The organism is Alteromonas hispanica, assembly GCF_010500915.1.
GTDB lineage: Bacteria > Pseudomonadota > Gammaproteobacteria > Enterobacterales > Alteromonadaceae > Alteromonas > Alteromonas hispanica.
Genome location: NZ_JAAAWP010000001.1, coordinates 52,664 through 72,523, shown reverse-complemented (window position 1 = coordinate 72,523; position 19,860 = coordinate 52,664). Strand labels below are relative to the sequence as shown.

Here is a 19,860-nt window from a genome sequence, read left to right as displayed (position 1 = left end):
GGCAAACAAGCGGCATAAGCCGCTTGTTTATAAGGACACTGATATTGCACGACTACCCGTTACTGATCTATTCTGAGGTGAATACCTCAGTAACCGCAGTGCTTGGATAATCTACAATACCCCTAGTCTTCTGTCGTTGAGCTATCGTTGTCTTGTGCAACGTTTTCTTCTTGCTCAGGTAATACTTCAGAAACAATTGGATTGCCATCTTCGTCTAAATCAGGCAAATCTACTACTTCTTCGATACGCTGTAACCCGACAACATGTTCACCTTCAACAGTACGCATCAAGCGAACGCCTTGAGTGTTTCGGCCGACAACGGATACTTCACTCACCCGTGTACGTACCAATGTGCCCTGGTCACTAATTAGCATCATTTCATTTGAGTCATCAACCTGAACAGCGCCGACAACTTTACCGTTTCGCTCCGATACCTTAATAGAAACCACACCTTGTGTTGCACGGCTCTTCGCAGGGTATTCTTCAAGCGGTGTACGTTTACCAAAACCGTTTACCGTTGCGGTCAAAATAGGTCCGTCACCTTTGGGAACAATAAGAGAGACTACTTTTTGATCGTCTTGTAAGCGAATGCCTCGAACACCGGTAGCAGTTCTACCCATGGGTCTAAGGGCATACAGTTCTTCACCCGTTTCTGGATCGCGCTTAACTTCACCGGTTTCACTATCGCGAAGCTTCTCATTGAAACGCACAACTTTACCAGCATCAGAGAACAACATAATGTCGTCATCGCCGTCGGTAATATCTACGCCAATTAGCTCGTCACCATCGTTAAGGTTCACCGCAATTATACCGTTTGAACGCGGACGAGAGTACAGGCTCAAATCTGTCTTTTTAACCGTGCCGTTGGCCGTTGCCATCAGCACATATTTACCTTCAACAAATTCTTTGATAGGCAATATAGCAGTAATTCTCTCATTTTCTTCAAGTGGAAGAATATTGACAATTGGTCTACCGCGCGCATTTCTGCTTGCGAAAGGTAACTGATACACTTTTAGCCAGTACAACCTGCCGCGGGTTGAGAAGCAAAGAATATGGTCGTGGGTATTTGCCACTAACAGCTTCTCAATAATATCTTCGTCTTTCATCTTAGTTGCAGATTTACCGCGGCCGCCGCGACGCTGGGCCTCGTAATCTGTCAACTTCTGGTACTTCACGTAACCTTCACGAGACAAGGTTACTACTACCTCTTCTCTTTCGATTAGATCTTCAATGTCGATATCGTGGCTGGCAGCCGTAATTTCTGTACGACGCTCGTCGCCGTATTCTTCGCGTACTTTCTCAAGCTCTTCTTGAATAACTTCCATCAAACGCTCTGGGCTGTTTAATATGTGAAGTAACTCAGCAATAAGCTCAAGTAACTGCTTGTATTCTTCAAGAATTTTTTCGTGTTCAAGACCTGTTAACTTATGTAAACGAAGGTCAAGAATAGCTTGTGCCTGTTGCTCGGTTAGGAAATATTTTCCGTCGCGAATACCAAATTCTGGCATTAACCAATCTGGTCGCGCTGCATCGTCACCAGCTCGCTCTAGCATTTGCGATACATCACCAAGGGCCCAGCCTTGAGCAACCAATGCTTTTTTAGCATCAGCGGGGCTTGGAGATGCCTTGATAAGCTCGATGATAGGGTCGATATTAGCAAGCGCTATCGCCAAGCCTTCTAAGATGTGCGCACGATCACGTGCTTTGCGAAGCTCAAATACCGTACGGCGAGTAACAACCTCACGACGGTGCAGTATAAAGGCTTCCAGCGTATCTTTAAGGTTAAATACTTTTGGCTGGGTATTGTCCAGCGCCACCATGTTAATACCAAATACCGTTTGTAACTGAGTATTGGCATACAGGTGGTTCAGCAACACTTCTGCTGATTCGTTACGTTTAACCTCGATAACAATCCGCATACCGTCTTTGTCAGACTCATCGCGTAATGCAGATATACCTTCAATGCGCTTTTCTTTAACAAGCTCTGCCATTTTTTCAATTAGACGAGCTTTGTTAACTTGATAAGGTATTTCGTTAACGATAATTGTTTCTTTACCGTTAGCGTCGGTTTCTATATCCGCCTTTGCTCGCAGGTATATTTTGCCGCGACCGGTGCGATACGCGTCCTCTATACCTTTACGACCGCTGATAGTTGCGGCAGTTGGAAAGTCTGGGCCGGGGATATGAGTCATTAACTCATCAATTGTTATATCAGGGTTCTCAATAAGAGCAACGCAGCCATTGATAACTTCAGTGAGGTTGTGAGGCGGTATGTTTGTTGCCATACCTACCGCAATACCCGACGAACCATTTACTAGTAAGTTAGGCACTTTTGTGGGCAGAACTTCAGGAATAAATTCTGTACCGTCGTAGTTTGGCACAAAATCAACAGTTTCTTTATCAAGGTCGGCCAAAAGCTCATGAGCAATTTTAGCCATTCGGACTTCGGTATAACGCATTGCTGCCGCAGAATCACCATCTACAGAACCAAAGTTACCTTGACCGTCAACTAGCATGTAACGCAGTGAAAACGGCTGTGCCATTCGCACTATTGTGTCGTATACAGCAGAATCACCGTGGGGGTGATATTTACCAATAACGTCACCTACCACACGGGCAGATTTTTTATACGGCTTATTGAAGTCATTTTTAAGTTCGTTCATCGCAAATAGCACTCGGCGGTGAACTGGCTTCAAGCCATCTCGTACATCAGGCAATGCTCGCCCGACAATAACGCTCATCGCGTAATCGAGGTATGAGTTCTTTAACTCTTCCTCAATGTTAACGGGGAGAATTTCTTTAGCGTTATCAGACATAAACTGCTTAATCCCTTTTTCTTGATTTGTTCTGCGTTATCCGTTTTGTCCTCGTTTTGATTCATTAAATCAGAAGGACATGGTGCGCACTATTGTTATTATGTGGGTTCATAATCGTTTCGTCAGTGTACCACTTGATGACAGATTTATGTAGCGCTTAATTGCGGTTATTCCCCCTCAACAAGGCAAGCGATTATTTTTCGCGCAGACGAGCAATTTACACCTCTGTTTTCACCAAAAAATGTAACTCCAATGACGGGTTTTACGTTATGTTATTAACTCGTAATCGAAGGAATTACTTACCCATGACAAATGTTGACCAACAAGAAATAGAAAAATTCTCTCAACTAGCCTCTCGGTGGTGGGATCCAGAAGGAGAATTTAAGCCTTTACATCTAATAAACCCATTGCGTCTTGATTTTGTTAATCAACATACACAAGGATTGTTCGGTAAGTCGGTGATTGATATTGGCTGCGGCGGCGGCATTCTAGCCGAATCTATGGCTAAAGCGGGCGCAAAAGTTACTGGTCTCGATATGGCGCAAGCTTCTTTAGAGGTGGCCAAGCTACACGGATTAGAATCGGGTGTAAAAGTAAATTATGTATGCTCTACAGCTGAAGACTTTGCGTCTGAGCACGCGGGAAAATTTGACGTAGTGACTTGTATGGAGATGCTAGAGCACGTACCTAATCCTGAGTCAGTAGTAAAAGCCTGCGCAAAGTTAGCAAAACCAGGCGGGCATGTATTTTTCTCTACGCTTAATCGAAATGTAAAGTCGTATTTGATGGGGATCGTTGGCGCCGAGTATATTCTCAAACTCGTGCCGAAAGGCACTCACGATCATAAGAAGTTTTTAAAACCATCTGAGCTAATGGCAATGACAGACAACGCAGGTTTATTGCCTAAAGATATGACAGGGTTACACATGGATCCGATCACCCAAGGCTTTTACTTATCTGCAAATAATGTAGATGTTAATTACCTTCTATATACAGTGGTACAAAGCTAACTTAACACTACATATTGGGTCATGGTGATATTTCATACACCATATATCGTGTTTTCATAAAAAAGCGTTTTTAATATTAAATTAATTTAGCGACAGATCAAAGTACGAAAAGTGCTTGCATTTGTTTTAATTGAAGCTTGTAGAACGCTAAAAAGTTAGTTGTTACTAACGTAAAATCTATGCCAGATTGAGTGTTGGAAATACCACCAGATATTGGGTTGCATTACAGCTCAAACCTCACTATCTTGTGTTCTGTCCAACTGGAGATCCAGCAATAATTTCAGGATCTGACAGCGGCTTTTGGTATCAACCATACAAGCCCTTTTCAGGACAAACTAAAAGTAAAAATTTATCGGCAGTCTCTACTTTATTTTAACGGTTAAGACGGCTTGCGTGCGTGTATTTAGTAAGGCGGTCTGAAATCTCTGACCTACAGCGCAACATTCGCACTTCGATACACGCACAAAAGAAATACAACACAAACTAAAACGACATAAAGTGGGTTAGAAAAAACTTTCGCTTTACGCGCTAACAGACAAACGGCTAGGTAACATGAATAATAATTTATTTGTCACCAAACGAAACGGTGAAAAAGAGTCTATTGATTTAGAGAAAATCCATAAAGTTGTCACATGGGCAGCGAAAGGGCTTAGCAATGTGTCTGTTTCGCAAGTGGAGATTAAAGCCCAAATTCAATTTTATGACGGTATCAACACCAGCGAAATTCATGAGACTCTGATCAAATCAGCAGCCGACCTTATTTCAACAGATGCGCCAGATTACCAGTACCTAGCTGCGCGACTTGCTATTTTCCATTTGCGCAAAAAAGCATACGGCCAGTTTGAGCCGCCAGCCCTTGTAGATCACGTTAAACAAATGGTTGAAATGGGTAAGTATGACAGTCACTTGTTAGAAGATTATTCGGCAGAAGAATTTGCCGAAATGGACACTTATATAGATCATTGGAGAGATATGAACTTCAGCTACGCTGCAGTTAAACAGCTTGAAGGTAAATATCTTGTTCAAAATCGTGTTACCGGTGAAATATATGAGAGTGCACAGTTTCTTTACATCCTTGTAGCAGCATGCTTGTTTGCCAATTACGACAAAGAGACGAGAATGGACTACGTTCGCCGTTTCTACGATGCAGCCTCTACGTTCAAACTTTCTCTGCCCACGCCAATTATGGCGGGTGTGCGTACCCCTACTCGTCAGTTCAGCTCTTGCGTTCTTATTGAAGCCGGAGACAGTCTAGATTCCATTAACGCTACTGCAAGTGCCATCGTAAAATATGTCAGCCAACGGGCTGGTATTGGCGTGAATGCGGGTAGAATTAGAGCGTTAGGCAGCCCTATTCGTGGTGGTGAAGCTTTCCACACTGGTTGTATTCCTTTTTATAAGTATTTCCAAACAGCCGTAAAAAGCTGTTCTCAAGGTGGCGTGCGCGGTGGTGCAGCAACGTTGTTTTATCCTCTTTGGCACATGGAAGTTGAATCGCTTCTCGTACTTAAAAATAACCGTGGTGTTGAAGAGAACCGTGTTCGCCATCTCGACTATGGCGTTCAGTTTAATAAATTGATGTACCAGCGAATGATGAAGGACGGCTACATTTCGCTGTTTAGCCCTTCAGACGTTCCGGGTCTTTATGACGCTTTCTTTGCTGACCAAGATAAATTTGAAGAGCTTTACGTTAAATACGAGAACGATGACAGCATTCGCAAGAAGCAGATAAAAGCAATGGAGCTGTTTAGCTTGTTCATGCAGGAGCGTGCGAGCACGGGTCGTATTTACCTTCAAAATGTAGACCATTGTAATACCCACAGTCCGTTCAACCCGGAAGTAGCACCTGTTCGTCAAAGTAACCTATGTTTAGAAATTGCGCTTCCTACTAAGCCGCTTCAGCACGTGAACGACGAAGAAGGCGAAATAGCATTATGTACACTTTCAGCATTTAACTTAGGTGCCATTAAGTCGCTGGATGAATTCGAAGAATTGGCAGACCTAGCCGTTCGCGCACTTGATAACCTCCTTGATTACCAAGACTACCCTGTCCCGGCCGCTTACAATGCCACTATGGGGCGCAGAACCTTAGGTGTTGGTGTTATTAACTTTGCGTATTATCTTGCGAAGAATAACGTTAGATACTCTGACGGTAGTGCAAACGGTTTGGTTCATCGTACATTTGAGGCCATGCAGTACTATCTTCTTAAAGCCTCAAATAACTTGGCTAAAGAGAAAGGTGCGTGTCCTAAATTCAATGAAACAACCTACTCTCAAGGCGTAATGCCTATCGACAGTTACAAGCGTGATCTTGATAAGGTGTGTAACGAACCTCTTCATTACGACTGGGACGCGCTTCGCGAAGAAGTGAAAACTTACGGTTTACGTAATTCTACTCTGTCTGCACTAATGCCATCTGAAACATCGTCGCAAATTTCAAATGCGACAAATGGAATTGAGCCACCTCGTGGATTTATCAGTATCAAATCCAGTAAAGACGGAGTACTAAAACAAGTAGTGCCAGAGTACGAAACATTGAGAAATCAATATGAGTTGCTGTGGGATATTCCATCAAATGATGGGTATTTGCAGCTAGTTGGTATTATGCAGAAGTTTATCGACCAGACAATTTCAGCCAATACCAACTACGACCCAAGCCGTTACGACGGTAACAAGGTTCCGATGAAGCTATTGCTTAAAGACCTGTTAACTACGTACAAGCTTGGTGTCAAAACATTGTATTATCATAACACCCGAGACGGCGCGTCAGACACCTCCGCACTAGATGTAAAAGCTAGTGAGCCACTTCCTCGTCAAGAAGAAGTAGTGATAGAAGAAGATGATGATTGTGCCGGCGGTGCATGCAAAATCTAATTATTTAGAGGGCATGCGCTCTTTCGGCAACACAGTTGACCGAAAGGCAGTAGATAGCAGCAAGAACACTAATAAAAATACGCGTTTATCATTAAGTTTTTAGTTAGGTCATCATGAAATACACTACGTTTAACCAACAAAGTACAAACCCACTGGTAGAGCCAATGTTTTTCGGCAACCCCGTAAATGTTGCGCGCTACGACCAGCAAAAGCATGCCATTTTCGAAAAGCTTATTGAGAAACAAATAAGTTTTTTCTGGCGTCCTGAAGAAGTAGATGTCACACGCGATCGCGTTGATTTTCAAAAATTAACCGAGCCAGAAAAGCACATCTTTATTTCTAACCTTAAGTACCAGACTCTACTCGATTCTGTACAAGGCAGAAGCCCTAACATAGCGTTCTTGCCAATAATCTCGCTGCCCGAGCTCGAAACTTGGGTAGAAACCTGGTCTTTTTACGAGACGATTCACTCTCGTTCTTACACGCACATTTTGCGTAACCTGTTTTCAGACCCAAGCGAAATTTTTGACGATATTGTTGTAAACGAAGAAATCAAACGTCGCGCTGCCGATATCTCGAAGTATTACGACGACCTCATCTTTGCCACCCAACTATGGCAAACTCAAGGTGAAGGCGTACATACCGTTGATGGCGTTGCTCACACTATCAACATGTATGAATTGAAGAAAAAGCTATACCTATGCATGAACTCAGTAAATGCATTGGAAGCTATACGCTTTTATGTGTCATTCGCTTGTACCTTCGCGTTCGCTGAGCGAAAGCTTATGGAGGGAAACTCAAAAATTATTCGTCTAATTGCTCGTGATGAGAACCTACACTTATCGTCAACCCAACACGTTCTTAACTTGTGGGCTAAGGGTAAAGACGACCCTGAGATGGCGCAAATTGCTGAAGAATGTAAAGACGAAGCACGCGCTATCTTTATGAATGCGGTTGAGCAAGAAAAAGAGTGGGCAGATTACTTATTCCAGAACGGTTCAATGATTGGACTGAACAAAGAAATTTTATGTTCATACGTGGAATACATTGCTAACCAGCGTATGACGGCCATTGGTTTTGATGCGCCGTTTGATGTTAGTAGTAATCCTCTACCTTGGATGAATAATTACCTAAACTCAGACAATGTACAGGTTGCTCCACAAGAATCTGAAATAAGCTCTTACCTAGTTGGTCAAATTGACTCTGCGGTAAGCGAAGAAGACTTTGCTGACTTTGAACTGTAATTAAGCAGTTTAATGAGCAGTAGCGATAATATGCTCCGCATCGATATTGTCGATGTGGGGCATATCAACTCCCCTTGCGATAAAACCTTACTAAGCGCTATGGAAGCCGCGGGGATCAATATTCACTATCATTGCCGAGAAGGTTTTTGCGGTGCCTGCAGAACCAAGCTACTCGAAGGTGAAGTTGAGTACACTACAGACCCTTTAGCGTTTATAGACGACGATGAAATTTTGCCCTGTTGTTGTGTGGCTAAGAAACCTCTAAAAATTAAAGTTCCTCTTTAACCCTGCATGTATTGGCATAAGTACCAGCTTATTTCATTACTTGAATCACTACATTGTTTATCACGTTGAAACTGGACGCTGTTAATAGTGGCCGCTATGCAGAGAAAAGGCTGTTTCAACCCTGTTTTACCCAAATGAATCTAGTGCCGCTCTCGCCAGTATTTTTTAAAATACCCTACTAGTGTTGAAAGAAAGCCTGGCTGCAAAGGAGCTTTTACGAGTAATCTATAACCTTGGCAGGGTAAGGTCTCTACTTGCCACTCGTTGTTTTCACAAATGGACTGTAATTTCCGTCTAAGGCGGCACACAAGGTGATTTATAGCATCGTCGCTGACGTACTCATGCCCCCATACAATACGCCGAAGGGCGTCTCTGGGTACACCCTTTTCTTTCGCTTCAATAAGACTGGTTATTAGTCTATCGCATGCTGGTGATAGAGAAACATATTGCCCATCCGAACGGACCAATCGTCTTGTGTCCGACTCGTACATCAGGGTGTTGGCAACAGTTTTCATGACGTGCCCCGATATTTATAAGACCTAAGTATACCACATAGATGATAACAACGTGTTTTGTCTATGATGAAACAATGACATTCATTCTCAAGGTTATGAATTTGAGTCGTTTATTTTTGTCACTCTATTAACACAAGTTCGTCATGGCAGGCGAGAATTGGGCAACTACTCTGAGTGTAGCTACAAGAAGTAAGTAGCTAAATTGCTCATTACCCCATTCTATGTGAAAAGGAATAACCAACATGAAAAACTCTACAATTTATATGGTCGGAGCCTTGCTATCTACTGGCATTTTGTTCTCTGGCGCTGCTTCTGCGTATACGGAAGAGAGACTTATATCAATATGTAAAAACGCCGCTACCGATGACAGTCATGGACTGCGAAGAGATGTAAAGAAAATGATGGTCGGTACCAAAATTGTAAGTAAAGCTTATAGTCTGGTTGCAAATGGCTTGGTGTGTAATGGAATAAGCGTCGTCGACTTTGCACAAAAGTACGGAGCAGTGAAAACACTATCGGTGCTACAAAAACATCACCGTCCATCTCGCCGTGGTGTAGTGGAAATTAGAGACACCATTGCCAACAATAGTGCGACCTTGCCAAAGGATATTCACGTTAGCTTTGACACAGCAAGATAAGAGCTTGCACACGACTTTACTGTAATTAAAACAAAGTCCGCCCAATGCTTATAATCCTCTGCAGCAGTTTGTTTTAATGCTGTGTTTGATTTGACGCTCAACAGCGGACTTTTTTATGGCAATTTTAAAGTGGAAACTGTAACCAAGTTCATTTTATAACGGCAGCGTAAATTGATGCGCTAACGCTTCATTTAACACCATGGGTTTACCCGTTAAGTATCCTTGAATGCGATCTACACCAAGCTGTTGTAAAACCTTAAGTTCATCGACCACTTCAACACCCTCCGCGATAATTACACAAGAGGTAGACTTAGCGAACGCACAAAGGGCCTTTGCCAGCGCAAGTTTTTTCGGTTGTATATGTATATCGCGAATTAAGCTCAAGTCCAGTTTAATAAGATCGGCTTCTAACTCCAATATGTGTTGAAAGCTCGAATAGCCTGCACCCGCATCATCTATAGCCAACTGCATTCCCCGCTCTCGCAGCGGTGCAAGCTTTTTGCGAAATGCAATGTAATCGTTGATTGGTGAATGTTCGGTTACTTCAAGTATTAGCCGACTAATATCAACGCCCTCTAATAACTTATGTATAGAACCATTGAGTATATACTCAGGGGCAATGTTTAACGATAGACTGGTGTCAATAGGTAACCTGTGCATGTTATTCAGTGCTTGCTCAATGGCCTTTAATTGTAGGGCCTCTCCCATTCCTACCTTTTCTGCTTCATCAAACCAAACATCTGGGGTTCTGTAGGGACTTGTATTAAAACGAGCAAGACATTCATAGCCGCAAATCGCGCCAGTTTCTACACTGTAAATAGGCTGATAATGGATATCGAGCACATCACACTCAAGTGCCGATAACGTTGTCTGGGCCATTTGATCATACAGTGTGGTGTTTTTCATTCTTTCTTCGAAGAGTTCGCGATAGATCTCGGCAAAAGCGTTAAGAAAAGACAAATCTCGCTGATTGAGTGTATTGTCAGCTTCACTCTTGTAACAACACAACGTACCGAACACTTCACCGTCAGATAAAACAATGGGTACGCCAAGATAAGAGCCAATATCCAGCTTTTCCGTGACCTCTAAATCCTTCGCTAATTCATGGTTTTTAGCGTCATGAATGACTTTTTCAAACTCACCCTGACAAATTTTTCCACAATACGATTCGTTGATGGGGTCAGAGTCTCCGACATTGATATCGGGCGAGACATTCGAGTCGTGATCTATTGCTCGGAAAATCCGCTCGCCAGACACAAACTTAGAGAAAAAAGCCACTTCCATATCGAGATGTTTTCGAATCACGCATAACATTTTATGTAAACTGTCGTCAGAATCTGATGGGTCAACATTCTGAAAATTAGTGATATTTGAGGGAGATAAAGTCATAAATCGTGCGGCGCGCCTCGTAAAAGCCTTTTAGAAAAATCAACGTTCCTGGTTGCAAAGCATTGTCATCTCTTTTTGATTATAGCGGCAATTTTAAATTGTTCACACATTCATTTCTTGTTTATCGTGCACTATCACCAATAGTAAATTGACTTGAGCCTCACGCACATTACTATTTTGACTATACAAATCGGGTTTTAGATAACCCAAACAACAAGAACAAGAGGATGTTCAATGTCCAATACCACGTTATTTTCTTCATTTAATCTAAAAAGCCTATCGCTTGATAATCGAATAGTTATGGCGCCTATGACCAGACAGTTTTCGCCAAACGGCGTACCTACTGATGAGGTTGCAGGCTATTATCAAAGACGTGCAGAAGGAGGTACTGGACTCATAATTACCGAAGGCACGACAGTTAACGATAAAGTCGCGACCATGGGTGCGACTATCCCTCGATTTCATGGAGAGGACGCCCTATCGGGATGGAAGAAGGTAGTTAACGACGTACACAATGCAGGTGGTAAAATAATGCCTCAGCTTTGGCATGTGGGAATGGCTAGAGTCGCTGATAATGCACCACACTCAGAACTTCCTAGTGCTGGGCCTTCCGGTTTATTTAAACCAGGAAAGCAAGGGGCTGAACCTATGACCGTTGAACACATAGAGTCTGTTATTGAGGCATTTGCTCAGGCAGCTGCAGATGCACAAGAAATAGGTATGGACGGCGTTGAAATTCACGGTGCTCATGGGTATTTAGTCGATCAGTTTTTCTGGGAAGGCACAAACCAACGCACCGATAGTTGGGGTGGAAGCATGGAAAACCGAGGCCGCTTTGCGGTTGAAATTATTAAGGCTATTCGCGCTGCCACTTCTGACAACTTCCCTATTGTATTGCGCTATTCGCAGTGGAAACAGCAAGATTACACTGCGCGTCTTGCTAATACGCCGCAAGAACTTGAGCAATTTTTGACGCAATTAAGTGATGCGGGTGTTGATATATTTCACTGTTCTCAGCGTCGATATTGGGAAAACGAGTTTGAAGGAAGTGATTTAAATTTGGCGGGGTGGACCAAAAAAATAACCGGCAAACCAACAATTACAGTAGGCTCTGTGGGCTTAAACGATGATTTTTTCGGAGCGTTCAAAGGCCAAGACTCAAACACACGCTCTGTTGACGATTTACTAGAGCGCCTAGACGCGGGCGAATTTGACTTGGTTGCAGTGGGACGTGCCCTGCTTCAAGATCCAAATTGGGCAAACAAAATTAAAGAAGGCCGAACAGACGAGCTAAAACAATACTCGGGAAAGGCGTTAAGCACCCTGTCCTAACGCTGAGGTATTTGTCGAGAAAAGAAAGCAAACACCTACATCAATAAACGTCACCTATGCAGTTTAAATGATTAAGGCTACTACCCGACATTCTCTAATTGGTTGCGCAGCATGGTTTCGAACTGCGCTTTTTTCACCGGTTTAGAGAAGTAGTAGCCTTGGCCATATTCACAGCCCATATTTTTAAGAATATTAAGCTGTTCATTAGTTTCTATGCCTTCTGCAACTACTTCAATACCGAGCTTTTTGGCCATTACGATAATGGCTTCACACAAAATTTTGTCGTTACTTACTTCGGTCATTGAATTTACGAAGCTTCTATCAATCTTGATGTAGTCCGTGGGAAATTTTTTCAAATAAGAGATGGAAGAAAAGCCTGTGCCAAAATCATCTAACGCAATACTTACCCCTGCTTGCCTAAACTGAAATAACTTCTGCGTAACGCTTTTATCAGCGTCCATTAGCAAGCTTTCCGTAATTTCTAACACTAATGCATTTGATGGCGTATGCGTATTTAAAAGAACATCAAGCCACTCCATAATACTCGGGGCAGTGCTAAAGTAATGACTGGCAGAGGTATTGATACTTAACTGCAGCTCGTTGCAATAGTTTTTGCGGAGGTAGTTTATGTCATCGCACACTTGACGAAAAACCCAGTTGCTAATTTCAATAATCAGCCCAGATTCCTCCGCGATAGAGATAAAATCGTCGGGTCGAATAAGCCCCCGCTTAGGATGTTGCCAACGAATAAGGGCCTCTGCCTTCTGAACGCGCCCAGTTTCCAGCGTAATAATGGGTTGATATTCTATAAAGAATTCGCCATTTTCCGTTGCATAACGAAGATCGTTCAGCAGGTTTAGCCTATTGACGGCGGCCTTACGCATACTTTCCGTGTAGTATTCGTAGTTGTTTCTTCCGCCAGCTTTTACACGATACATTGCTTGATCGGCATTTTTGAGCAAACTAGTCACGTCTTGTGCATCGTCTGGATACAATGTGATGCCTATACTGGCACTAGTGTGTATTAGCTCTTGCTCAATGGTGAATGGCTTTGATAATACAGTAAGCAAGTCTTGAGTAACACGCTCTATGTCCCTCGCATCATGGAGGTTATTCAAGATGATAACAAACTCATCGCCGCCCAAGCGCGCCACGCTATCGTTTTCTCGCACGCAACTCTCTATACGCCTAGCGCTTTCAACTAACAAACTATCGCCAACGCCATGGCCCATGGTGTCATTTATGTCCTTGAAATGGTCGAGATCAAGAAACATAAGGGCGACCTTTGTCGATAACCGGTCCGCTGAACGTAGCGCGTGAGACAAGTTATCTTCCATTAAATGCCTATTTGGCAGGCCTGTTAGGCCGTCAAAATTGGCTTGTCGCCAAATAATTTCGTCTGCTTTTTCGCGCTCAATTGCGATGCTAACTATGTGAGCAAAGTACTTAATTCGTTTTATATCATCGTCAGTAGGAACACCCGATTCTCTCTGGTAGATAGCAAAAGTGCCAAGTACTTTACCATTTGCGCCACAGATAGGCTGCGACCAGCAAGATCCTAGCTTTGCTTCCTCAGCGGCACTTCGCCACGACTCCCAATATGTGTGTGTGCGTAAATCGTCTGTTATCACTAACTCATTTAAGTACGCAGCGGTTCCACAGGAGCCTTGCCCTACACCAATTTCCACGCCATCGATAAGATTGTTATAAAAATCAGGTAACGAAGGAGCAGCCCCTACCTTCAACCTTCCGTTTTCTAATAACAGAATGCTACAAATTTGACCTGAATATTCTTTTTCAACCGCCTCGACAATGTCTTCTAGCACAAAGGAAAGCGATTCAGAGTTAACCACCTTTTCAAGGATTGCACTGCGCACCCGGGTGAGTTTTTGAGACTCTTTCAACTCCTGCTGCTTTACGTCCAGCTCAGATGACAAAATAGAAAGGTCTGAACGCTTAAGCTCAAGCTCGACTAAACGCCCAAGGTCTTTAAGTGCATCCACTTGCTTCTTACAAAGTGTTTTCGGTGTGGTGTCGAAGACGCAAATGGTTCCCACTGCATACCCGTCTACCATCAACTTTATGCCCGCGTAAAAGCGAATAAAAGGTTCTTCGGTTACCAAAGGATTAGCGGCAAAACGCGCATCATTGAGGGTATCGGATACTATTAGTGCATCGTTTTCTAGAATGGCATGGGCACAAAAGGCGATATCTCTCGAGGTCTCTTGTAGCTCTACATTTACTCGAGATTTAAACCACTGTCTATCCGAATCGATAAGTGAGACAGTAGCGAATTCACAGGAAAAAAGTTGCGACGCAATTCGTGTAATTCTATCAAAACGTTCTTCAGGAGATGTATCCAATATCTCTAAGCTGCGCAACGTATCCATTCGTTTCAGTTCGTTTGGCGGCAATACTGGGATAGTCAAAGTCTCTCCTAAAATCGCTTATGTATATTTCTGTGTTTAAACTCGTTTGAATTTGTTCGGAAATTTAGAAAATAGAGGTAAAACTACGCCATAAAATAGACATTAGCTTCACATAAAAGGTCATTATATAAGTGTAGTTAAAATTGAGAATTAAAGTAACATAAGACTTGCTTAATTGTGCACTTAATTGCATTTTCGCTACTTTTTAGCCACATTTAATAACTAAAAACAGCTTTTTCTCAATACATTAGCGTAATTGAATATTAGCTTAACATTGGGCTTGATTTACATCAAACACACACCTATCAACGCTGTCGAACAACTAAAAATATTCCTCCTAAGGTGATGGCTGAGGCGACCAGTATGGTCAGGCTTAATGATTCATCGAGTAATACCCATCCCATAAACGCAGCAATTACAGGAACACTTAGTTGTACTGTCGCCGCTGTAGTTGACTTTATAAGTGGCAACGCCGTATACCAAATTGCATACCCAGCACCAGAAGCGAGTGCACCAGACGCGACCGCGTAGACACCACCAACCATATCAATCTTAAGAGGAAATTCGGCAAACAATATAACCGCCACCAAAGGAATGCATAGTATAGACGCATACACAAAGTTACCTGCGCTAGACAGTAAAGGCGATGTTGAAGACTTACCTAACAACGAATATGCCCCCCAGCCTATGCCAGCTAACACCATAAGAACGCTAGAGGTCATTGAGGGTGCGCTACTGCTAGGTAACAATAAAAGTATTAAGCCTGTTATTGCTAAGGTAAAGCCGAGCCACTGTACAGGTGCAAACCGCTCCCCTTGGTAAAGACCCGTTGCAATCATTGTAATTTGCACAGTGCCAAACAAGAGTAGAGCGCCAGTACCGGTAGACATGGCAATGTAGGCATAAGAAAACCCTAGGGCATAAACGAACAGCGCTAGGCCTGCGGCTACACTTCCCTGTTGCTTTACATTTTTAGCTAACGAGCTGTCTCTGCTAGTTTGTAATTGAGATAATTGGGTAACTTTGGTTAAAACTAAAAGACTAAACGCACCACTAAGCAGCCGAATGATGGTGAAAGAGCTGGGATCAATGTCGGTATTTACCAATGCCATTCGGCAAAGTAATGAATTGGCAGCAAACGCAATCATGGCGGTAACAACAAGCAACGTTGCTTTAAGCACAGTCTTTCTCCTAAAAATAGTCATGCGACGTGGCGACTCAGTGTAATTATCTAGGCAACTGGTATCACCTGCACATACAAAAAGAGGACCTAACGGGTCCTCTTCTCTTACACTTTATGAGCTTCGCTTGTCAGTGAACGCACTTCGTAGCAATTACTAGAGTGACAAACCCAAGCGCTCTGCCACTTCGATGTAGGTTTCTACTACCGAACCAAGCCCTTGCCTAAATCTATCCTTGTCCATTTTCTTATGGGTTTCTTTATCCCACAGACGGCAACCATCAGGGGTAAATTCATCACCCAAAACAATATTGCCCTCACCGTCTACGCCAAACTCTAATTTGTAGTCTACCAACAACATTCCGGCTTCATCGAACAACGCCTTAAGAACACTGTTTACTTTGAACGTTAGCGCCTTCATCTCGCTTATTTGAGATTCCGTTGCCCATCCAAATGACACTATGTGGTAATCGTTAACCATAGGATCGTGAAGCGCATCATTTTTGAGGAAAAACTCAAAAATTGGCGGAGCAAGCAGTTTGCCTTCTTCAACCCCAAGCCTGCGTACAAGAGAACCCGCAGACACGTTTCTTACCACGCATTCAACCGGGATCATGTCGAGCTTTTTGACCAAAGAGTCGTTATCAGATAAAAGCGCCTCAACTTGCGTGGCAATGCCAGCGTCTTCGAGCTTATTCATAATAAAGTGATTAAACTTATTATTTACCTCGCCCTTGCGGTCGAGTTGCTCAATTTTTTCACCATCAAAAGCCGAAGTATCATTTCGAAAGTGCAAAATAAGTTTGTCGCTATCGTCGGTGTAATACACCGTTTTTGCTTTGCCTCGGTAAAGCTCGTCGCGTTTTTCCATTCTCAGTCTCAGTTAAATATCAAGGTTATCTTCTGACATGACCTCAGCGAATGCGCTATAAAGGTCTGCAACCTGATTTGCTTCAAACGGTGTACTTTGATTGTCCATAAACGTAATAGACGTTCTGGTATCGCCCGCTTTCGCAACTTTCAAACGATAATCACCTTTTTCAAGAAGATCTTCATCGCTTGAGAATAAACCGTCCCACCAATCGCCCTGCTGACCGCTATAAGTCACGAAAAGTAAGCCATTTGATTTATCTAAATCTTTCACATTAAAGCCAAGCTTGCGAAGCACTAGCAGCATGCGCGGCCAGACAATATCGTACTGCGACTCAACAACATAAGCCGGTTCACCGTCAGAGTTAAAGCCCATCTCGGTTTGAATACCTTTACGAATACGCGCAAGACGGCGTGTCTGCTCCAATCGAATTTGATATTCGTAATGGCCAACAACTTGGTTAAGAACACTTACTTCCTCGCGGCGCTCTTCGATCTCTGAAATCTCGGCAACAACATCATTGCCAACAGACTTCATATAATCTTTAAGGTCCACGCTTAACGCAGCGCTTCTGCCATGAGGTTTTACATTGAGATTGAACTCGAAACGACGGCCAATTTCACTCTCTTCGTCAATTACACTATACCACGGGCCATCGACGTCTTGTTTTACCACCATCCAATCGGTAATTAGCACGCGCTCTTCTGGATTGAAGGTGTCTACGCCAATTCCATTTTCATCAAGATAGCTTAGTAACGAGTTCCAAATAGCTTCGCTTAGCGGTTGACTGTCATCTACTTGGTCAAACCATATGGTTGCGGTATTCGTTCCCTCTTCAACGTGAGAACCCGTTACCAGCGGCAGGACCAGCGCAGGAGACTGGACTGGCAATGCCTTTCCCAACATATCTGTGCTTGCTTCATCACCTAACTCAGGAAGGGCAAATTCACGAGAAAAAGCAGGCTTGTCTAAATCGGAAGGAATTTTAAGCTCTTTTTGCTCTTCGGTTTCTAGATATTTATAACTGCCAGAAGCAGTCTTTCTATCCATTTGGCTTGTACAACCTGCAAGTGCAACGAATGCGATTGAACTTGCTATAGCCAGCGTTTTATTCATCTGTGTTCCTTAATTAACCAGAAATCAAAGCGTATTTTTGTAATAGTTCTTCGATACGTTTTTGGCTTGATAGTTCCGGTAATACCATTGGTAAACGCATAACAGCGCTTTCCATCATGCCCATTTTGTATAACGCCCATTTCGGCATAACAGGGTTTGGCTCAATAAATAGTTCGCTATGAAGAAGTTCGATGGTTTTATCAATGGCGCGACATTTGTCGAAATCTTTTTCTAGCGCAGCTTTACACATTTGTGAAATAGCTTTGGGGACAATATTTGCTGTTACAGAGATAACGCCGTGGCCGCCTTCACACAGGAATTCACTGCTTGTGCCATCGTCACCGCTTAACATAACAAAGTCGGCTGGCACCAAAGGCTGCGTCTCTTTTAAACGAGAAATATCGCCAGTGGCGTCTTTAAGACCAACGATATTGTCGTGGGTAGCAAGCTCAGCAACGGTTTCAGGAAGCATGTCCGCAACTGTTCTACCAGGAACATTATAAAGAATAACCGGCTTTTTACTTGCGTCTGCGATAGCATTGAAGTGAGCAACCATGCCTTTTTGCTGCGGCTTATTGTAATAAGGAACAACGCTTAAAAAGCCATCTACCCCAGCAGCGCCAAGTTGTTCGGTAAGAAAAATAGCTTCAGCAGTTGAATTTGCACCACTGCCGGCAATAATTGGAATTGCGCCCGAGGCCATGGCCACCGTTTCTTTGACCACGTTTACGTGCTCATCAAAGGGAAGCGTCGCTGATTCACCGGTTGTACCAACTGACACAATACCGTGTGTTCCTTGGTCTACATGAAACTTAACAAGCTTCTCTAAAGACTTATAATCTATATCGCCATTTTCAAACATGGGCGTGACGAGTGCGACGTAACTACCAGTAAACATAATCTCTCCGCAAAATGTGAGCGCACATGTTAATTATGTCAGTGCTTAAACACAAGCGGTTGAACCGGTAAATAGACAAGATTTTGACAATAACTTCAGCTACAGAGCTAAAAAGGCACTAACTTAACAAAAAACTCTATGCTAACATCCTGCCATTGTTACGTTTAAAGTGAATTTGATGTCTAAACACCAACTTATTGTTACACTTTTAGGTACAGATAAAAGCGGTATTTTAAGTGAGATAGCCACTGCAGTCTCGCAAGCACAATGCAATATTCTCGATAGTAGGCAAGCGGTTTACGGTCGAGAGTTTTCGTTAACTATGATTATCGAAGGTACACAAAGCGCTATTACAAAGGCGGAGTGCACATTGCCCGCCATCATACAGCGTCTAGACTTACTTTCGATGATGAAGCGAACAAGTCATCACGAAAAGCAAAATCTTGCCCATCTATTTAACGTAGAGTTCAGCGGTGAGGATGCAGCAGGCCTAATTCAATCGGTTACCGGCTTCTTTGCTGAACGCGAAGCTATGATAAGTGCTTTTAGACAACGTACCTATCGCGAGTCGGGGCATGATGTCATGCGTTGTAAATTCGTCGTTTCACTTCCCACATCAGAAAACTTTGAGCAATTAGAATCTGATCTAATGGCGTTGTTTGCTTCGTTAAATGTAACGGGCAAAGTGGTAGATAAACAGAAAAAGGATCCTAATGAACACACTACAAGCTGGTGATAAAGCACCTCAATTCTCTTTACAAAACCAAGATGGCGAAACTGTTTCACTAACCGATTACGCAGGTAAAAAAGTATTAGTGTACTTTTACCCAAAAGCAATGACACCCGGGTGCACTGTTCAGGCGCAAGGTCTTAGAGACATCCAAAGTGAATTGAAGTCAAAAAATGTCGTGGTATTAGGCATTAGCCCAGATGCGGTAAAAAGATTGCCAAAATTCATAGAAAAAGAAAGTTTAAACTTTACTCTGCTTTCAGATGAAGACCATGCCGTAGCAGATGACTTTGGTGTATGGGGCTTAAAGAAGTTTATGGGTAAAGAGTACGATGGCATTCACAGGCTCACCTTTTTAATCAATGAAGATGGTGTAATTGAACACGTTTTCAATAAATTTAAAACAAAAGAGCATCACATAGTAGTACTCGATTACTTAAATAATGCCTAACAGTAGCATTAACGGACCAATAACCAAAAAGCCCCTGTCTCTGTGAGACAGGGGCTTTTTTACAACCTTATTCTATGATCTT

Annotated in this window: 16 protein-coding genes; 8 read left to right on the top strand and 8 right to left on the bottom strand. The window is 42.9% G+C overall.

Going from position 1 to position 19,860, the window contains the following annotated elements; genetic code table 11:
- Positions 1-122 precede the first annotated feature (122 nt).
- On the bottom strand, positions 123-2,816 hold the full coding sequence (gyrA, locus tag GTW09_RS00300) for a DNA topoisomerase (ATP-hydrolyzing) subunit A (RefSeq protein ID WP_163109114.1): 2,694 nt from the start codon (positions 2,814-2,816) through the stop codon (positions 123-125).
- A gap of 305 nt (positions 2,817-3,121) precedes the next feature.
- Here gyrA and ubiG point away from each other — a divergent pair, with 305 nt between their 5' ends.
- The 4 genes from ubiG to yfaE all read left to right on the top strand — a co-directional run bounded on the left by ubiG (position 3,122) and on the right by yfaE (position 8,229).
- Positions 3,122-3,826 (top strand): bifunctional 2-polyprenyl-6-hydroxyphenol methylase/3-demethylubiquinol 3-O-methyltransferase UbiG, encoded by a 705-nt coding sequence (ubiG, locus tag GTW09_RS00295; RefSeq protein WP_163109112.1) that lies wholly within the window; start codon positions 3,122-3,124, stop codon positions 3,824-3,826.
- A 552-nt stretch (positions 3,827-4,378) separates the two neighbouring features.
- Complete coding sequence (gene nrdA / locus GTW09_RS00290; RefSeq protein WP_163109110.1) at positions 4,379-6,700, top strand: class 1a ribonucleoside-diphosphate reductase subunit alpha; 2,322 nt, start codon at positions 4,379-4,381, stop codon at positions 6,698-6,700.
- Between the two features lie 113 nt (positions 6,701-6,813).
- The gene (nrdB, locus tag GTW09_RS00285; protein ID WP_071979017.1) at positions 6,814-7,944 is read left to right on the top strand and encodes a class Ia ribonucleoside-diphosphate reductase subunit beta; all 1,131 of its coding nucleotides are present in this window, start codon (positions 6,814-6,816) and stop codon (positions 7,942-7,944) included.
- A gap of 12 nt (positions 7,945-7,956) precedes the next feature.
- Positions 7,957-8,229 (top strand): class I ribonucleotide reductase maintenance protein YfaE, encoded by a 273-nt coding sequence (yfaE, locus tag GTW09_RS00280; protein ID WP_163109108.1) that lies wholly within the window; start codon positions 7,957-7,959, stop codon positions 8,227-8,229.
- A gap of 140 nt (positions 8,230-8,369) precedes the next feature.
- Here yfaE and GTW09_RS00275 read toward each other — a convergent pair whose 3' ends face one another.
- Positions 8,370-8,744: a winged helix-turn-helix domain-containing protein gene (locus tag GTW09_RS00275; RefSeq protein ID WP_163109106.1), complete on the bottom strand. Its 375-nt coding sequence runs from the start codon at positions 8,742-8,744 to the stop codon at positions 8,370-8,372.
- 242 nt (positions 8,745-8,986) lie between these two features.
- On the opposite strand from GTW09_RS00275, the gene GTW09_RS00270 reads away from it, so the two are divergent.
- Positions 8,987-9,382 carry a DUF3718 domain-containing protein gene (locus tag GTW09_RS00270; RefSeq protein ID WP_163109104.1) on the top strand — a complete coding sequence of 132 codons (396 nt, stop codon included), beginning with the start codon at positions 8,987-8,989 and terminating at the stop codon, positions 9,380-9,382.
- Positions 9,383-9,535: 153 nt separating this feature from the next.
- Here GTW09_RS00270 and GTW09_RS00265 read toward each other — a convergent pair whose 3' ends face one another.
- Positions 9,536-10,771 (bottom strand): sensor domain-containing phosphodiesterase, encoded by a 1,236-nt coding sequence (locus tag GTW09_RS00265; RefSeq protein ID WP_163109101.1) that lies wholly within the window; start codon positions 10,769-10,771, stop codon positions 9,536-9,538.
- Positions 10,772-11,005: 234 nt separating this feature from the next.
- Here GTW09_RS00265 and GTW09_RS00260 point away from each other — a divergent pair, with 234 nt between their 5' ends.
- Positions 11,006-12,103, top strand: a complete 1,098-nt coding sequence (locus tag GTW09_RS00260; RefSeq protein WP_163109099.1) for an NADH:flavin oxidoreductase — start codon at positions 11,006-11,008, stop codon at positions 12,101-12,103.
- An 80-nt stretch (positions 12,104-12,183) separates the two neighbouring features.
- On the opposite strand, the gene GTW09_RS00255 is transcribed toward GTW09_RS00260, so the two are convergent.
- From GTW09_RS00255 to dapA, 5 genes are all read right to left on the bottom strand, one after another.
- Positions 12,184-14,493 carry a sensor domain-containing phosphodiesterase gene (locus GTW09_RS00255; RefSeq protein ID WP_163109903.1) on the bottom strand — a complete coding sequence of 770 codons (2,310 nt, stop codon included), beginning with the start codon at positions 14,491-14,493 and terminating at the stop codon, positions 12,184-12,186.
- 344 nt (positions 14,494-14,837) lie between these two features.
- Positions 14,838-15,713 (bottom strand): EamA family transporter, encoded by an 876-nt coding sequence (locus tag GTW09_RS00250; protein WP_163109097.1) that lies wholly within the window; start codon positions 15,711-15,713, stop codon positions 14,838-14,840.
- Positions 15,714-15,869: 156 nt separating this feature from the next.
- Positions 15,870-16,583, bottom strand: coding sequence for a phosphoribosylaminoimidazolesuccinocarboxamide synthase (gene purC, locus GTW09_RS00245; RefSeq protein ID WP_071979025.1), 714 nt, complete (start codon positions 16,581-16,583; stop codon positions 15,870-15,872).
- Positions 16,584-16,595: 12 nt separating this feature from the next.
- Positions 16,596-17,699 (bottom strand): outer membrane protein assembly factor BamC, encoded by a 1,104-nt coding sequence (gene bamC / locus GTW09_RS00240; RefSeq protein ID WP_163109095.1) that lies wholly within the window; start codon positions 17,697-17,699, stop codon positions 16,596-16,598.
- Positions 17,700-17,712: 13 nt separating this feature from the next.
- Positions 17,713-18,597, bottom strand: coding sequence for a 4-hydroxy-tetrahydrodipicolinate synthase (gene dapA / locus GTW09_RS00235; protein ID WP_163109093.1), 885 nt, complete (start codon positions 18,595-18,597; stop codon positions 17,713-17,715).
- A gap of 178 nt (positions 18,598-18,775) precedes the next feature.
- Between dapA and GTW09_RS00230 the strand changes: the two genes are divergently transcribed.
- On the top strand, positions 18,776-19,333 hold the full coding sequence (locus tag GTW09_RS00230) for a glycine cleavage system transcriptional repressor (RefSeq protein WP_071979028.1): 558 nt from the start codon (positions 18,776-18,778) through the stop codon (positions 19,331-19,333).
- Positions 19,311-19,778: a thioredoxin-dependent thiol peroxidase gene (gene bcp, locus GTW09_RS00225; RefSeq protein WP_071979029.1), complete on the top strand. Its 468-nt coding sequence runs from the start codon at positions 19,311-19,313 to the stop codon at positions 19,776-19,778. The genes GTW09_RS00230 and bcp overlap by 23 nt, the downstream gene beginning before the upstream one ends.
- Positions 19,779-19,860 lie beyond the last annotated feature (82 nt).

Excerpts from the sequence above, each read along its gene's own strand:
- gyrA (WP_163109114.1), bottom strand. The coding sequence starts at position 2,816 with ATGTCTGATAACGCTAAAGAAATTCTCCCCGTTAACATTGAGGAAGAG.
- ubiG (WP_163109112.1), top strand. The coding sequence starts at position 3,122 with ATGACAAATGTTGACCAACAAGAAATAGAAAAATTCTCTCAACTAGCC.
- nrdA (WP_163109110.1), top strand. The coding sequence starts at position 4,379 with ATGAATAATAATTTATTTGTCACCAAACGAAACGGTGAAAAAGAGTCT.
- nrdB (WP_071979017.1), top strand. The coding sequence starts at position 6,814 with ATGAAATACACTACGTTTAACCAACAAAGTACAAACCCACTGGTAGAG.
- yfaE (WP_163109108.1), top strand. The coding sequence starts at position 7,957 with ATGAGCAGTAGCGATAATATGCTCCGCATCGATATTGTCGATGTGGGG.
- GTW09_RS00275 (WP_163109106.1), bottom strand. The coding sequence starts at position 8,744 with ATGAAAACTGTTGCCAACACCCTGATGTACGAGTCGGACACAAGACGA.
- GTW09_RS00270 (WP_163109104.1), top strand. The coding sequence starts at position 8,987 with ATGAAAAACTCTACAATTTATATGGTCGGAGCCTTGCTATCTACTGGC.
- GTW09_RS00265 (WP_163109101.1), bottom strand. The coding sequence starts at position 10,771 with ATGACTTTATCTCCCTCAAATATCACTAATTTTCAGAATGTTGACCCA.
- GTW09_RS00260 (WP_163109099.1), top strand. The coding sequence starts at position 11,006 with ATGTCCAATACCACGTTATTTTCTTCATTTAATCTAAAAAGCCTATCG.
- GTW09_RS00255 (WP_163109903.1), bottom strand. The coding sequence starts at position 14,493 with ATGGATACGTTGCGCAGCTTAGAGATATTGGATACATCTCCTGAAGAA.
- purC (WP_071979025.1), bottom strand. The coding sequence starts at position 16,583 with ATGGAAAAACGCGACGAGCTTTACCGAGGCAAAGCAAAAACGGTGTAT.
- bamC (WP_163109095.1), bottom strand. The coding sequence starts at position 17,699 with ATGAATAAAACGCTGGCTATAGCAAGTTCAATCGCATTCGTTGCACTT.
- dapA (WP_163109093.1), bottom strand. The coding sequence starts at position 18,597 with ATGTTTACTGGTAGTTACGTCGCACTCGTCACGCCCATGTTTGAAAAT.
- GTW09_RS00230 (WP_071979028.1), top strand. The coding sequence starts at position 18,776 with ATGTCTAAACACCAACTTATTGTTACACTTTTAGGTACAGATAAAAGC.
- bcp (WP_071979029.1), top strand. The coding sequence starts at position 19,311 with ATGAACACACTACAAGCTGGTGATAAAGCACCTCAATTCTCTTTACAA.